Annotated in this window: 11 protein-coding genes and 2 pseudogenes; 8 read left to right on the top strand and 5 right to left on the bottom strand. The window is 71.8% G+C overall.

What is annotated here, in order from left to right; genetic code table 11:
* Positions 1 to 138: 138 nt before the first annotated feature.
* Positions 139 to 1,452, bottom strand: a complete 1,314-nt coding sequence (locus tag ABFJ78_RS23155; protein ID WP_436388405.1) for a DUF349 domain-containing protein — start codon at positions 1,450 to 1,452, stop codon at positions 139 to 141.
* Between the two features lie 218 nt (positions 1,453 to 1,670).
* On the opposite strand from ABFJ78_RS23155, the gene miaA reads away from it, so the two are divergent.
* Positions 1,671 to 2,573 (top strand): tRNA (adenosine(37)-N6)-dimethylallyltransferase MiaA, encoded by a 903-nt coding sequence (gene miaA / locus ABFJ78_RS23150; RefSeq protein WP_436388404.1) that lies wholly within the window; start codon positions 1,671 to 1,673, stop codon positions 2,571 to 2,573.
* Positions 2,574 to 2,583: 10 nt separating this feature from the next.
* Positions 2,584 to 3,411: a diaminopimelate epimerase gene (gene dapF / locus ABFJ78_RS23145; RefSeq protein WP_436388403.1), complete on the top strand. Its 828-nt coding sequence runs from the start codon at positions 2,584 to 2,586 to the stop codon at positions 3,409 to 3,411.
* 5 nt (positions 3,412 to 3,416) lie between these two features.
* On the opposite strand, the gene ABFJ78_RS23140 is transcribed toward dapF, so the two are convergent.
* From ABFJ78_RS23140 to ABFJ78_RS23130, 3 genes are all read right to left on the bottom strand, one after another.
* A complete protein-coding gene (locus tag ABFJ78_RS23140; protein WP_436388402.1) occupies positions 3,417 to 4,367 on the bottom strand; it encodes a hypothetical protein in 951 nt (316 codons plus the stop codon).
* Positions 4,368 to 4,439: 72 nt separating this feature from the next.
* Complete coding sequence (valS, locus tag ABFJ78_RS23135) at positions 4,440 to 6,953, bottom strand: valine--tRNA ligase (RefSeq protein ID WP_436388401.1); 2,514 nt, start codon at positions 6,951 to 6,953, stop codon at positions 4,440 to 4,442.
* 9 nt (positions 6,954 to 6,962) lie between these two features.
* The gene (locus tag ABFJ78_RS23130; protein WP_436388400.1) at positions 6,963 to 8,216 is read right to left on the bottom strand and encodes an MFS transporter; all 1,254 of its coding nucleotides are present in this window, start codon (positions 8,214 to 8,216) and stop codon (positions 6,963 to 6,965) included.
* A 64-nt stretch (positions 8,217 to 8,280) separates the two neighbouring features.
* On the opposite strand from ABFJ78_RS23130, the gene ABFJ78_RS23125 reads away from it, so the two are divergent.
* The 4 genes and pseudogenes from ABFJ78_RS23125 to ABFJ78_RS23110 all read left to right on the top strand — a co-directional run bounded on the left by ABFJ78_RS23125 (position 8,281) and on the right by ABFJ78_RS23110 (position 11,468).
* The gene (locus ABFJ78_RS23125) at positions 8,281 to 8,784 is read left to right on the top strand and encodes an ArsR/SmtB family transcription factor (protein ID WP_436388399.1); all 504 of its coding nucleotides are present in this window, start codon (positions 8,281 to 8,283) and stop codon (positions 8,782 to 8,784) included.
* Positions 8,785 to 8,826: 42 nt separating this feature from the next.
* Positions 8,827 to 10,266, top strand: a pseudogene (hflX, locus tag ABFJ78_RS23120) (GTPase HflX); the annotation flags it as partial.
* Positions 10,259 to 10,417, top strand: a pseudogene (locus ABFJ78_RS23115) (GTPase HflX); the annotation flags it as partial. The pseudogenes hflX and ABFJ78_RS23115, both read left to right, overlap by 8 nt.
* Before the next feature lie 52 nt (positions 10,418 to 10,469).
* Positions 10,470 to 11,468 (top strand): hypothetical protein, encoded by a 999-nt coding sequence (locus ABFJ78_RS23110; RefSeq protein ID WP_436388398.1) that lies wholly within the window; start codon positions 10,470 to 10,472, stop codon positions 11,466 to 11,468.
* Between the two features lie 498 nt (positions 11,469 to 11,966).
* Here the strand turns inward: ABFJ78_RS23110 and lexA are convergent, their stop codons facing one another.
* Positions 11,967 to 12,626, bottom strand: a complete 660-nt coding sequence (gene lexA, locus ABFJ78_RS23105; protein ID WP_051736098.1) for a transcriptional repressor LexA — start codon at positions 12,624 to 12,626, stop codon at positions 11,967 to 11,969.
* A gap of 352 nt (positions 12,627 to 12,978) precedes the next feature.
* Between lexA and ABFJ78_RS23100 the strand changes: the two genes are divergently transcribed.
* Both ABFJ78_RS23100 and nrdR read left to right on the top strand, forming a co-directional pair.
* Positions 12,979 to 13,443, top strand: coding sequence for a LysM peptidoglycan-binding domain-containing protein (locus ABFJ78_RS23100; protein ID WP_436388397.1), 465 nt, complete (start codon positions 12,979 to 12,981; stop codon positions 13,441 to 13,443).
* 1,004 nt (positions 13,444 to 14,447) lie between these two features.
* Positions 14,448 to 14,942, top strand: a complete 495-nt coding sequence (gene nrdR, locus ABFJ78_RS23095; protein ID WP_086676168.1) for a transcriptional regulator NrdR — start codon at positions 14,448 to 14,450, stop codon at positions 14,940 to 14,942.
* Positions 14,943 to 14,969: the final 27 nt, after the last annotated feature.

The following is a 14,969-nucleotide window of genomic DNA, read 5'->3' as shown; positions in this document are numbered from 1 at the left end:
TTGTCCACACCAGCACCGTGATGTGGACAAGCCGGCAGGGACAAGCCGGCCGGACAAGCTGGCCGGGATGCTCGGTGGCCGGAAAGCGCGAGCAGGCGGAAATCTCAGCGACCGGCAAGCGCGATCCGACCGGAAACCTCAGCGGTCCGCGACCGCGGCTTCCGCGGCCTGCAGCCACTCCCGCCACTGCGCGGCCTGCTCATCGGCCTTCTTGGCCCGCCGCTCATCCCCGGCAGCGCGCGCCTTCGCAGCCTGGGACTCGAACTGCGCCACCCGCTCCCGGAACTGAGCCGCCCGGGCCTGAGCCTCCGGGTCGGTCCGCCGCCACCGGGTGTCCTCCGCCGACTTGACCGCGTCCTGAACCGCCTTCAGCCGTCCGTCCAGCTCACGGATCCGCTCGCGCGGGACCTTGCCGATCTCGTCCCACTGCTCCTGGATGCGCCGCAGCGCGCTCTTCGCCGCCTCCAGGTTCGCAGCCGCGTCGATCTTCTCGGCCTCGACCAGCAGCTCTTCCTTGCGCGCCGCGTTCTGCGAGAACTCCGCGTCGCGCTCGGAGAACACCGCCGAGCGGCGGGCGAAGAACTTGTCCTGCGCCGCGCGGAACCGCTGCCACAGCGCCTCGTCGCTGTCCTTGGGCGCGCGGCCGGCGGCCTTCCACTCGGTCATCAGGTCCTTGTAGCGACCCGCCGTCTCGCCCCAGTCCTCGGACTCGCTGATGGCCTCGGCCTCGGCGATGAGCTCTTCCTTGCGCTGCTTGGCCGACGCGCGCTGCTTGTCCAGCTCGGCGAAGTGCGACCCGCGGCGGCGGTTGAACGCCTCGCGGGCCTTGGAGAACCGCTTCCACAGCTCGTCGTCGGTCTTGCGGTCGACGCCCTTGACCGTCTTCCACTCGTCGAGGATCGCGCGCAGCCGGTCGCCCGCCGCCTTCCACTGGGTGGAGTCGGCGGCGATCTTCTCGGCCTCTTCGGCCAGCTCCTGCTTCCGGGCGACGGCGGCCGCGCGGGCCTCCTCGCGCTCCGCCTTCGCGCTCGCGAGCGCCTTCTCGGCGTGGCCGATGACGTACTCCAGCCGCGCGGCGAGCGCGGCCAGGTCGCCGACCAGGGCGGCCTCGGCCAGCCCGTCGCGGATCTGCGTGGCGCTCGACAGCGCGTGCTTCGGGTCGCCGGCGCCGGACGCCAGCCGGGTCTCCAGCAGCTCGACCTCGGTGCGCACGTCGTCGAAGCGGCGGGCGTAGTGCACGAGGCCCTCGTCGGGGCTGCCTGCCTGCCAGACGCCGACGGCGCGTTCCCCCTCGGCGGTGATGACGTAGACGGTGCCCTCGTCGTCGATCCGGCCCCAGGTCGACGGGGTGGGTTCGGCGGGCGGCACGGGCGGGGCGGCGTGCCCGGCGTGCAGCGCGTGCGGCACCGGGTGCGGGGCCGGGGTACCGGTGGAAGTGTTCTCCTGGGCCATCGCAGGCTCCTTATCGCCTGTACGCCCGCTCGCGCGGGCGCCCCGCCGCGAAGCGGGGCCGGGTAATGCGGTCGTCACGGGCCGTGCTCGGATGCTACGGCCTCCACGCGGCATTCAAGCAGCTCAGCGCGCACCGTGGTACCGGATGAGCCACTCGAAGCTCGTGATCCTACTTCCGGTGGACGCTCCGTGTCGGCCCGCCGGTATCGTCAGCCGCCGTGAACAGCCCCGTCGCGGTGGTCGGCCCGACGGCCACCGGCAAGACCGCGCTGGCCGTGGACCTGGCCCGCGAACTCGGCGGCGAAGTCGTCAACGCCGACGCCCTGCAGCTCTACCGGGGCATGGACATCGGCACCGCGAAGGCCACCGAGGCCGAACGCCACGGCGTCCCGCACCACCTGCTCGACGTCCTGGACGTGACCGAGACGGCGTCCGTCGCGGCCTACCAGCGGCACGCGCGGGCCGAGATCGAGCGGCTGCTGGCCGCCGGCAAGGTGCCGGTGCTGGCCGGCGGGTCCGGCCTCTACGTCCAGGCGGTGCTCGACGACCTGCGGTTCCCCGGCACCGACCCGGTCGTCCGGGCCCGGCTCGACGCGGAAGCCGAGCAGCTCGGCACCCCCGCGTTGTACACCCGGCTGGGTGAACGCGACCCCGCCGCCGCGGCCGCGATCCTGCCGACCAACACCCGCCGGATCGTGCGCGCCCTCGAGGTCATCGAGATCACCGGCGAGCCGTTCTCGGCCAACCTGCCCAAGCCGGGCCCGGCCCGCTACGGCACGGTCGTGATCGGCGTCGACCGCGCCCCCGAGGAGCTCGACGAGCGCGTGAACGAGCGCGTCCGGCGGATGTTCGAGGCCGGCTTGGTCGACGAGGTGCGCGAACTCGAGAAGCGCGGCCTGCGCGACGGCAAGACGGCGTCGCGGGCCCTCGGCTACCAACAGGTGCTCGCCGAACTGGACGGCGAAGGCGACTTCGAGGCGGCCGCCGCGGCGACGGCGCAGGCCACCCGGCGCTTCGTCCGGAAGCAACGTTCCTGGTTCCGGCGCGACCAGCGGATCCACTGGTTCGACGGCGCCGAGCCGGGGCTGGCCGCGCGCGTCCTGGATACCCTGGGCCGGTAATCTTGCCCCTATGGGCGGAATCGAGTTCCTCAAGGGGCACGGCACGCAGAACGACTTCGTGCTGCTCCCCGACCCGGCGGGCCGCCTCGAGCTGACCGAAGCCCGGGTCGCCGCGCTGTGCGACCGCCACCGCGGCCTCGGCGCCGACGGCGTGCTGCGCGTCGTCCGCGCCGCGGCGATCGACGAGCCGTCCGCGGGCGAGTGGTTCATGGACTACCGCAACGCCGACGGGTCGATCGCCGAGATGTGCGGCAACGGCACCCGCGTGTTCGCGCGCTACCTCGTCGACTCCGGCCTGGAGCGCGAAGGCGAGTTCGTCATCGGCACCCGCGCGGGCGACCGCCCGCTGGTGGTGCACCCGGACCGCTCGGTGACGGTCCAGATGGGGCCGGCGACGATCACCGGCACGTCGGTGACGGTGGTGGCCGGCCGCCCGTTCTCGGGGGTCGCGGTGAACGTCGGCAACCCGCACCTGGTGTCGCTGATCGACGAGGACGTGGCGGACCTGGACCTGCGCGACCAGCCCGACTTCGACCACGACGTCTTCCCGCACGGGGTCAACCTCGAGTTCGTCAACCGCCTCGGCGAGGGCGCGCTGCGGATGCGCGTCCACGAGCGCGGGGTGGGGGAGACCCGGGCGTGCGGGACGGGCACGGTCGCCGCGGTGGCGGCGGCGTTCCACCTGGCGGGCACGGACACGGGTGCGTCCACAGTGGACATCCCGGGCGGCCGGGTGTCGGTGACGGTGTCCCGCGGCGCGTCGACGCTGTCGGGACCCGCGGAGATCGTGGCGCGCGGCGAGATCGACGAAGCCTGGTGGGCCGCCGCCGGTTCGTGACGGCGTCAGCCGGTTTCGAGGGCGTTCAGGATCTTCCAGGTGTGCCAGTGCGAGTCGTGCTCCTGGCAGAGCAAGGAAACGGCCGTCAGCACCGCCACGAGCGCGTTGGTGCGCGTGACCTGGCCCGGCGCGGTGATGTGGTGGATGGTCACCTGCCGGCTGAAGCTCGTCGGGGCGGGCGCGCCGCTGCCCGGCGACCACGGTGTCATGGCGTTCAGCAAGGGCATCACGGTGGCCAGTTCGCGCAAGATGCCGAGCGAAGCGAAGAAGGACAACCCCGCGCTGCGGGCGCGTTCCGACAACGTCTGGACGCGGCTCAGCGTCGGGGCGTGGCTGTGCCGATCGCCGTAGACGATTGTGAACGCGGTGCGGGCGAGCTCGTCGATGAGGTTCGCGGCCGCCGACTGGGCCGGCGCCGGAAGATCGAGACGAAGTGCCTGGACCGCTTCCCGGGCGACCCGGACCGACGGTGCCGCCGCGGGGGCCCGGTCCACCTCGTCCAGGCGGCTGTCGCAGTGGTCGAGGATCGGCTCGCGGCGGTCGTCGAGAACGGCGTGGACCGAGACCGTTTCGTCGTCGTGGGCGGCCAGGAGCAGCTTGACGGTTTCCGGGTCGGGCACCCAGGCCAGGGGAACGCCGTGCGCCAACGAGAGCCGGACGGCCGCGAAGTAGTCGACGTCCGCCTTGCCATCGGAGACCCAGTTCGGCGGAGCGGCCCGTCGATGGAGCTCGTCGACCCTCTTGCCCGAGGCCCTGGCCGTTCGTTCGACCCAGGGCCAGAACCCGTCGATCGCGCGTCCGATGGAGTCCGCCAGCTGCCGCGTGGGCTCGGGGGACAGCTCGGCCGCAGCCGGTTGGACCAAGGGCCGGAACGGTCGCAGCAGGTCAGCGGCGGCGAACACGAACTCGTCTCCGGTGGCCGCGGGACGCTCCCCGCCCGGCGCATCCGTACTCATGGCGAGAGATTAACGGTCCGACCCGGCGGAATTCCCGTTTCCGCGGCAGGAATTCCGCCGGGCCCACCGGCGTCAGACCTTCGCTTCCACCGCGAAGTCGCCTTCGCGCGTCTCCACCGACGTGATCGCGCCCGCGGTGCGGATGTCCGGCTCGATGGCCGCGAACCGGGCCAGCACCTCGGCCGGCCCGGTCACGGTGAGCGTCTCGACGGCCGTCCGCATCGACACCTTCGCGTCCGTCTTCGCCCGGCGCACCGCCGCGATCACCTGACCCGCCAGCGCGAGCAGCTCCGGGTCACCCTCGACGGGAGCCACCGAAGGCCACGAAGCCCGGTGCACCGACCCCTCCTGCCACCACGACCAGACCTCCTCGGTCGCGTACGGCAGGAAGGGCGCGAACAGCCGCAGCACCGCCGACAACGCCGTCACCAGCGCGGCCTGCGCCGAAGCTGCCTCGGCCGGGCCGAGGTCGCCGTAGGCGCGGCCCTTCACCAGCTCGACGTAGTCGTCGCAGAACGTCCAGAAGAACGTCTCCGTCACCTGCAACGCCCGCGCGTAGTCCAGCGCCTCCAACGCCGTGGTCGCCTGCTCGACGACGACGGCCAGCGACGCCAGCAGCGCCCGGTCCAGCAGCTCGGTCGCCACCGCGGAAGGAGAAGGCACGCCCAGGCCGAGCACGAACCGGCTCGCGTTGAGCAGCTTCGTCGCCAAGCGGCGGCCGACCTTCATCTGGCCTTCGTCCGCCGCCGTGTCGACGCCCGGGCGCGCGCTCGCCGCCCAGTACCGGACCGCGTCCGAGCCGAACCGCTCCAGCATGTCCACCGGGGTCGTCACGTTGCCCTTGGACTTCGACATCTTCTTGCGGTCCGGGTCGAGCACCCAGCCCGCGATCGACGTCTCCCGCCACGGCAGCACGCCGTGCTCCAGCTCCGCGCGCACCGCCGTCGCGAACAGCCAGGTGCGGATGATCTCGTGCGCCTGCGGCCGCAGGTCCATCGGGAACACGCGCGCGAACAGGTCGTCGTCGAGGCTCCAGCGGCCGACGATCTGCGGCGTCAGCGACGACGTCGCCCACGTGTCCATCACGTCGGCCTCGGCGACGAACCCGCCCGGCACGCCGCGCTGGTCCTCGGTGAACCCCGGCGGGACGTCGCTGCTCGGGTCGACCGGCAGGTCTTCCGGCAGCAGACGGGCGTCGTAGTCCGGCTCGCCGTTCGCGTCGAGGCGGTACCACAGCGGGATCGGCACGCCGAAGAAGCGCTGACGGCTGATCAGCCAGTCGCCGGCGAGGTTCTCCACCCACGACGAATAGCGCACCTTCATGTGCTTCGGCACCCAGTTCAGCTCTTCGCCGCGGGCGAGCATCTTCTCCCGGAAGGGGACGTCGGTCCCGCCGTTGCGCAGGTACCACTGCCGGCTGGCGACGATCTCGAGTGGCTTGTCGCCCTTTTCGTAGAACTTCACCGAATGCGCGATCGGCCGCGGCTCACCTCGCAGGGCACCGGCTTCGCGCAACAGGCGCACCATGATCTCGCGTCCCGTGTGGACGGTCTTGCCCACCAGCGGCGCGTACGCCTCCGCGGGAACGTCGTGGGGCGCGTCGGGCAGGAAACGGCCGTCACGGCCCAGCACCACCCGCGTCGCCAGGCGCAGCTCGCGCCACCACGTGACATCGGTGGTGTCGCCGAACGTGCACACCATCGCGATGCCGCGGCCCTTCTCCGGGTCCGCCAGGTGGTGCGCCACCACGGGCACCTCGACGCCGAACACCGGCGTCTTCACGGTCTTCCCGAACAGCGGCTTGAACCGCTCGTCATCGGGGTGCGCGACCAGCGCGACGCACGCGGGCAGCAGCTCCGGCCGGGTCGTCGCGATCACGACGTCGGCGCCGTCGGGCCCGGTGAACGCCAGGTCGTGGAAGGCACCCGGGCGTTCGCGGTCCTCCAGCTCGGCCTGGGCGACGGCGGTCCGGAACGTCACGTCCCAGAGCGTCGGCGCTTCGGCCTGGTACGCCTCGCCGCGCTCGAGGTTGCGCAGGAACGCGCGTTGCGAGATCAACCGCGAGTCGTGCCCGATCGTCTGGTAGGTCATCGTCCAGTCGACCGACAGCCCGAGCCGCCGCCACAGCTCCTCGAAGACCTTTTCGTCGGTCTCGGTGAGGGTTTCGCACAGCTCGACGAAGTTGCGCCGCGAGATCGAGACCACGTCCTTGCCCGGCTTCTCCGGGGCGCGGAAGTCCGGGTCGTAGGGCAGCGACGGCTCGCAGCGGACGCCGAAGTGGTTCTGCACGCGGCGTTCCGTCGGCAGGCCGTTGTCGTCCCACCCCATCGGGTAGAACACCTCGAACCCGCGCATCCGCTTGAACCGCGCCAGCACGTCGGTGTGGGTGTAGGAGAAGACGTGCCCGATGTGCAGCGACCCGCTGACCGTCGGCGGGGGAGTGTCGATCGAGTAGATCTCGGCCCGGGTCTTGGTGCGGTCGAAGCGATAGGCGCCGGTGGACTCCCATACGGGTACCCACTTGGCCTCCAGACCGTCGACACCGACCTTGTCCGGGACTCGCGGGCGCTCGTATGGAGTATTCATGAAACAACTCTAGGGTGCGCCGGAATGGGTTTTCGCTTCGGTCGGCAGATCGCGCATGTGCCGCAGGGGCGAGCACACGACCCACAGGACCGCGGCGGCCTCGCCGGCGACGGCGACCCACATCGCGCCGCGCAGCCCGAGTCCTTCGCCGAGCGCGCCACCGAGCAGGCCGCCGAGCGGGATCGTGCCCCAGACGACGAACCGCACGCTCGCGTTCATCCGGCCGAGCAGCCGGTCCGGGCAGATCGCCTGCCGGTACGAAACCTGCGCGATGTTGTAGATGATGATCCCGAACCCGCTGGCGACGAGCCCGAACCCGGAGAGCCCGAGCCGCCAGTCCGGCGCGGCGAGCGGGACCAGCAGGTAGGCCGGCGCGGTGACCAGCGGGACCAGCCAGATCGCGCGGGACTGCCCGACCCGGCGGGTGACCGCGCCCGAGCAGACCGCGCCGAGGATGCCGCCGGCGCCGCCGACCGCCATGAGGGCGCCCACCGCGGCCGGCGGCAGCCCGACGGTCCGGGTCAGGAACAGCACGTTCACGGCGATGAACGCGCCGTTGAAGAAGTTCGCCGTCGCCGTCGTGCCCACGATCGCCCGCAACGGCTTGTCGGAGAAGACGAACCGCAGCCCCTCGGCGATCTGCGGGAGCAGCCGGGCGTGGCCGTCGCGCTCCGGCGCCGGTTCCTCCGCGCGGATCCGCAGCAGGCACAGCGCCGAGGTGAGGAAGCCTAGGCCGGTGACCAGCACGGTGTTCGCCGCGGTCACCAGCTGGACCAGCACGCCGGCCGCGCTCGGCCCGGCGATCTGCGCGGTCGACTGGACGGCCTGCAGCTTGGCGTTCCCCTCGAGGAGGTGCTCCCGGCCGACGAGCGAGGGCAGGTACGACTGGTAGGCGATGTCGAAGAACACCGTCGCGATGCCGACGAACAACACGACGACGAGCAGCTGGGCGAGCGTCAGCACCCCCGCCCACCAGGCGACCGGCACGCTCAGCAGCAGCGCCGCCCGCGTGAAGTCGGCGGTGAGCATGACCCGGCGGCGGCGCATCCGGTCGACCCACACGCCCGCGGGCAGCCCGATGAGCAGGAAGGCGAGCGTCTCGGCCGCGGTGAGCAGGCCCATCTCGAACGGCGTCGCGGCGAGCGTGACCGCCGCGAGCAGCGGGACGGCGGTGTTCCCGACGAACACGCCGAACTGGCTGGCGGTGTCGCCGGCGAAGAGCCGTCTGAAGTCGGCGTGATGGAAGAGTGACCCCCGGTGCATGGTTCCCGAGTCTGGCCCGAGTGATTGGAAAGTGTCAATCACTGTTCGCTCTAAGCTGTCCCGCGTGCTCCCCGCGAAACGACGTGCCGCGACCGAAGCCGAGGCCGCCGCGCTGGCCTCCGGAATACGGCTGCGCATCATCCGGTTGACCTTCTCGGAGGCGCTGACGAACAAGGAGCTCGCCGAAAGGCTGGGCCGGGACCCGGCGACGACGCTGCACCACGTGCGCAAGCTCGTCGAGACCGGCTTCCTCGCCGCGCAGCCGCCGCGCCGCGGAGCCCGGGGCGCCAAGGAAATCCCGTATCTTTCGACGGGCCTTTCGTGGACACTCGACTCATGCGGTGACAAGGGCGTGGAACAGGCGGTTCTCGAGGCCTATCTGGCCGAGATCGCCGAGACCGGATTCGAGGGCGTGCACCAGTCGCGCCTGGTCGTCCAGGTGGCCCCCGAGGAGCGGGCCGAGCTGGAAACGCGGCTCAACGCCCTGCTCGAGGAGTTCCGTTCGCGTCCCCGCCGTACCGGCGCGGAACGCACCGCGATCTACCTCGCCACCTATCCCAGCACGTAAAAGTTCGGTTCCCGCGGCGAAACGTGGGAACATGGAGGCACGATGACAGAACTGACACACACCGAAGACCACGACGACGACCTGTACGACCCGTCGACAGGCGAGATGGAGCTCGAGGACCGCGCGTCACTGCGCCGGGTCCGGGGACTGTCCACGGAGCTCGAGGACGTCACCGAGGTCGAGTACCGGCAACTGCGGCTGGAACGCGTCGTGCTGGTCGGCGTGTGGACCGAGGGCACGGCCCTGCAGTCCGAGGCGTCGCTGGCCGAGCTGGCGCGCCTGGCCGAGACGGCGGGCTCGGAGGTCCTCGAAGGCCTCATCCAGCGCCGGCCCAAGCCGGACCCGGCCACCTACATCGGCTCGGGCAAGGTCAAGGAGCTGCGGGACATCGTCGGCTCCACCGGCGCCGACACGGTGATCTGCGACGGCGAGCTCTCGCCGGGCCAGCTGCGGCAGCTCGAGGAGAAGGTGAAGGTGAAGGTCATCGACCGGACCGCGCTGATCCTCGACATCTTCGCCCAGCACGCCCGGTCCAAGGAGGGCAAGGCGCAGGTCGAGCTGGCCCAGCTGCAGTACCTGATCCCGCGGCTGCGCGGGTGGGGTGCGTCGCTGTCCCGGCAGGCCGGTGGGCGCGCCGGCGGCGCGAACGGCGGCGTGGGCCTGCGTGGTCCCGGTGAAACGAAGCTCGAGACCGACCGGCGGCGGATCAACAAGCGCGTGGCGAAGCTGCGTCGCGAGATCGCGGCCATGGACACCATCCGCGAGACCAAGCGCGGGCGGCGGCTGGCCAACGAGGTGCCCAGCGTGGCGATCGTCGGCTATACCAACGCCGGCAAGTCGAGCCTGCTCAACGCGCTGACCGGGGCCGGGGTGCTGGTGGAGGACGCGCTGTTCGCCACCCTCGACCCGACCACGCGGCGCGCGCAGACCGCGGACGGCCGCGGCTACACGCTGACCGACACCGTCGGCTTCGTGCGGCACCTGCCGCACCAGCTGGTGGACGCGTTCCGCTCGACGCTGGAGGAGGCCGCGGACGCGGACCTGCTGCTGCACGTGGTGGACGGGTCCGACCCGGCGCCGGAGGAGCAGGTCAGCGCCGTGCGCGAGGTGCTCGGCGAGATCACGCGCAAGCGCAAGGAGCCGCTCCCGCCGGAGCTGCTGGTGATCAACAAGATCGACGCGTCCGACGAGGTCAGCCTCGCCCGGCTGCGGCACGCGCTGGCCGGCTCGGTGCCGGTGTCGGCGCGGACCGGGGCGGGCATCGCGGAGCTCGTCGAGGTGATCGCCGACCGCCTGCCGCGGCCGGAGGTCACGGTCGACGTCCTGGTGCCGTATTCGCGCGGCGAGCTGGTCGCGCGGGCGCACGCGGACGGCGAGGTGCTGGAAGAGGAGCACGTCGCGGACGGCACGCGCCTGCTGGTGCGGGTCCGCCCGGACCTCGCCGCGGCTTTGCGCGACTACGAGACCAACTCGNGTGCCGTATTCGCGCGGCGAGCTGGTCGCGCGGGCGCACGCGGACGGCGAGGTGCTGGAAGAGGAGCACGTCGCGGACGGCACGCGCCTGCTGGTGCGGGTCCGCCCGGACCTCGCCGCGGCTTTGCGCGACTACGAGACCAACTCGACCCGGGCCTGACACGTCTCCGTAGTGTGCGACCAGAGGGGTCGCACACTACGGAGGTGGCTGGGTGCGCTGGGCTGTCGTTCTGGTCTTCACGGCCGTGCTGGGCGGGGCGGTCCCCGCCTGGGCGGCTCCGGCTCCGGAGCCGTTGTGCACGATGAAGGACTCCCGGATCGGCGAGCTGTCCGGCCTGGCGTCGGACGGTTCGAAGCTCTACGGGATCAACGACGGCGGCAGCAAGGTCCAGGTGTTCGTGCTCGGGCGGGACTGCAAGGTCCAGAAGGTCCTGACCGACCGCACGGACCCGTTCGACGTCGAGGACCTGGCCCGGACCCCGGACGGGACGTTGTGGCTGTCGGACACGGGCGACAACAACAAGGGGCGGCTGACGGTCGCGCTCCTGGAGATGAATCCGCAGGGCAAGGTGACGCTGCACCGGCTCACGTACCCGGACGGTCAGCACGACACCGAAGCGCTGATCATGGACAAGGCGGGGACGCCGTACCTGATCACCAAGGACATCCTGGGCGAGGCCCGGGTGTACCGGCCGCAGGGGCCGCTGGGGAGCCCGGGGCCGACGAACCTGGAGAAGGTCGGCACGGTGAAGATCGCGACGACGGACACCCAGGGCGGCCCGGTGGGCTCGATCGGTTCGGTGCTGGTGACGGGCGGCGCGTCGTCGGCCGACGGAACCGTGGTGGCGTTGCGGACTTACACGGACGCGTACGTGTACGCGGCCCCGGACGGCGATGTGCTGGCGGCGTTGCAGCGGACGCCGGTCCGGATCCCGTTGCCGGGGGAGAAGCAGGGCGAGGCGATCGCGTTCGACCCCGACGGGACGTTGCTGTCGGGGAGCGAAGGGGTGGGCGAGCCGATCCGCGCGGTGCGCGGGGCGGCTGCGTTGGCGCCTGCGCCTTCTTCGGACGGCAAGCCGACGGCGAACGCGGGTGGTGAGTCCGGTTCGGACGGTGGGGGAGTGCCGGTGCTGCCGGCGGCGGGGATCGCGGTGGCCGTGGTGGGGCTCGGCTGGTTCGGATTCAGCAGGCTGCGCCGCCGGAGGGGCTGAGTGCTGCTTGGGGCGCGAACGGACCGTTCGCGCGGCGGGGGCGGGCACGAGCGGTCAGTTGGCGCCGCTTGGCGCTCGCCCACGCTCCTCGTGGTGCGTGGCGGGCACGAGCGGCCCGCTCGCAACCGCTGTCCACAAGGGATCGTCCTTCGCGCGGTGCGGGGCGCGGCCGCGTGAGCCGCGCGTCCTGCGCACCGCGCGAAGGAAACCTCGACCGCTGCGGCGGCGGACAGGGCCGGGCATCCCGTCCACCCGCCGCACCGCGGTCAGGCTCGCTTCCCGATCTCGGCTCCCCACGGCCGAAGATCATCCGATCCGGTGAACCTCAAAACGCCTGCCTCGGCGGTGCGAATCCCTGGCGTCAACGCCAAGGCGACCGAGGCGGGGGTCCGGGGGCTCGCCCCCGGGCGGGGTCTGGGGGTTGCACCCCCAGAAGACACTTGTGACGAGTGCCGTGGTCCGCGCTTTCCGCGGACACACCTCGCCCCAACCCGCTCGTCACAACCGCCGGAGCACCGCCACGACCTTGCCGAGCACCGTGGCGTCGTCGCCGGGGATCGGCTCGTACGCCTCGTTGTGCGGCATCAGCCAGATGTGGCCGCCCTTGCGCTTGAACGTCTTGACCGTGGCCTCGCCGTCGATCATCGCCGCGACGATCTCGCCGTTGTCCGCGTCGGGCTGCTGGCGGACCACGACCCAGTCGCCGTCGGTGATGGCCGCGTCGACCATCGAGTCACCCGTGACCTTCAGCAGGAACAGCTCGCCTTCGCCGACGATCTCCCGCGGCAGCGGGAACACGTCCTCGATGGCCTGCTCGGCCAGCACCGGGCCACCGGCGGCGATCCGGCCGACCAGCGGCACGTACGCCGCCTTCGGCATGACCGGCTGCTGGTCCATCTCGATGCCCATGGGGTTGTCGTCGGTCGCCGAGAGGACGCCCACCGCGCGGGGACGGTTCGCGTCCCGGCGCAGGTAACCCTTGCGCTGCAGGGCGCGCAGCTGGTGCGAGACCGACGAAGTGGACGTCAGTCCGACCGCCTCGCCGATCTCGCGGACGCTCGGCGGGTAGCCGAACCGGCTCACCCACGAGCGGATCACGTCGAGCACCTGCTGCTGGCGGACGGTGAGGGTCTCGTCCACGTCGTAGACCTCGGGCATGGGGTGCACACTGCCCCCGGGGGACCCACTGGTCCTGCCCGCCTTGTTCTCCTTCGCCACTGCGTCGCCTCCCAGACGTTCGCTGCACGTATCGCGCGCCGGCCGCCGCCCGCCGGGTGCGGGCAGCCTCGCCGGCGGCATCTGCCCGGCAGATGCCCTGGTCACCGACGTTAGCCCCCGGGCACGACGATTTCAAACATCTGTTCGATCGACACGCCGTGTCCGCTCGATTTTGTCGGTGGTAGGTGGTAGACCTTCGCACGGGCGTTCGATAGAACGCCTGTTCGACCTTGATCCACGGGCCGGCACCGGCCATGGAAACGGGCGGACACAGGGTTTCGAGGAGGTTCGGATGTCCATTCTGGCCGAACGCGGGCACGCCCGCCCGGCGACCCCGGTCCCGGCACAGCCCCGTCCCGTCCGCGTCCTGCGCGGCCGCCGCGGCGAGGTCCAGCGCCCGCCGACACGCGCGCGGGTCGTGGCGGGCCGCCGCCCGTCCGGCGCGCCCTGCGCGGCGCCCCGCCGGGTTCCGGTGCGCTGGCCGTGGCTGGCGGCGCTGGCGGTGGCGAGCTGCCTGGTGGTCACGGGCCTGGGCTTGTTCGGTGGAGGGACGGCGGAAGCCCCGGTCCCGGCGCAGACGGCGACGGTTTCGGTGGGCCAGGGCGACACGCTTTCGTCGATCGCGGCGAGGTTCGCGCCCGACAGCGACCCGGGCGCGGTTGTCGCCCGGATCAAGGAGCTGAACCGGCTGGACGACGCTGTGCTGGTGCCGGGGTTGCCGCTGACGGTCCCGGTCGCCGACGTTCCCGCGCCGTGACCGCTCACCGGCCGCGAGGTCGGGACGAGTAAGTGCTGCCGAGTCCGGGCTGAGCCATGGGTGGGATCAGGGCGTCGGCTCCTTGGCGCTCGTGCCTTCCGCTGGGCCCCCCGGTAGTGGGCGCGCCGAGGTTTGCGCGCAGGCCGCGCTGATCGAGCCGCCCTCGTGGGTGGGGTGGACCTTGCGTCGGGCTGGTGTGGCGAGGTTCGTATGTCGGCCGCGCTTTGCGCTGGTGTGCGGTCGCGTTGATTGGGTCGCCTCGTGGGTGGGGTGAACGTTGCGTCGGGCTGGTGTGGCGAGGTTCGTATGTCGGCCGCGCTTTGCGCTGGTCTGTGGTCGCGTTGATCGGGCCGCCCTCGTGGGCGGGATGAACCTTGCGCCGGGCTTCGTGCGCCGGCCGCACCTCGTTCTGGACCCGGTCGCGATGGAGCCCGGGCACACGTGCGCCGATCGAGCCTCCGCCGGACCGTCGCCACCATGATCAATGTCGCCCCAGAGCGCGAGTCGCGCCCGAGCGAGCTTCGCGTACGCCGCCCGGTCTCAGTGCCGGGCACCGCTGAGCGCCGCGGCCACCCGTCGCGAAATCACCCGCCCCGGTGAAACCGCCGGCCGCCGAAACCACCTGACCGCCCGATCCGGCCCCCGGCAACAGCGCCCCGCGGCGCCACCCGAACAGACCAACCCGGCCCCCACCAGGGCGACCACCCCGAAACCCCGTCGGCCGCGGCCCTCGGCCCCCGCGGAACACCCTCACCCGGGCGGGTCCGGCACCGGCCGCGTCGCTTGCGCGCACCCCCGCCGAGTTCTACGCTCGCCCGCTATATGTAGTAGTTACACCGCTGTAGTTGGTCCACAGGTTGGGGTAGACTGGACAGCAGTTGTCCACAGCTGGTCGGCGTTTACCCACCGGATGTCCACAAAACGATCACCAGGTGCAGGGGTGCGTGGTGGCCGCGGGGACGTCGACCGCGGGCGGCCGGCGAGGAGGGGAAGGTGATCGGCGGATGAGGTGCCCGTTCTGCCGGCATGCGGACTCCCGGGTCGTCGACTCGCGAGAGGTGGATGAAGGCCAGGCGATCCGCCGGCGGCGCTCGTGCGCGTCGTGCGGGCGCCGGTTCACGACTTCGGAGACGATGGTGCTCGCCGTCGTCAAGCGGTCCGGGGTCACCGAACAGTTCAGCCGGGACAAGGTGGTGAGCGGCGTCCGCCGCGCCTGCCAGGGCAGGCCGGTCGACGACGACGCGCTGCAGCAGCTCGCGCAGCGCGTGGAAGAGTCGATCCGCTCCGCCGGGCTGGCGGAGATCCCGAGTCACGAGGTCGGCCTGGCCATCCTGGGCCCGCTGCGTGAGCTCGACGGGGTCGCCTACCTCCGGTTCGCCAGCGTCTACCGCTCCTTCTCGTCGGTCGAGGACTTCGAGAAGGAGATAGCCGATCTTCGTGAGGCCATGGCGGGTTCTGCTGCTCCGGAGGAGAGCGATCAGCGCGAAGACGGCGATTGACCGTCCCGCTGCGGGAGTGAGGGTTCG

This window comes from Amycolatopsis sp. MEPSY49 (assembly GCF_051337345.1).
Classification (GTDB): domain Bacteria; phylum Actinomycetota; class Actinomycetes; order Mycobacteriales; family Pseudonocardiaceae; genus Amycolatopsis.
This window is presented reverse-complemented; position numbering and strand designations above follow the sequence as displayed.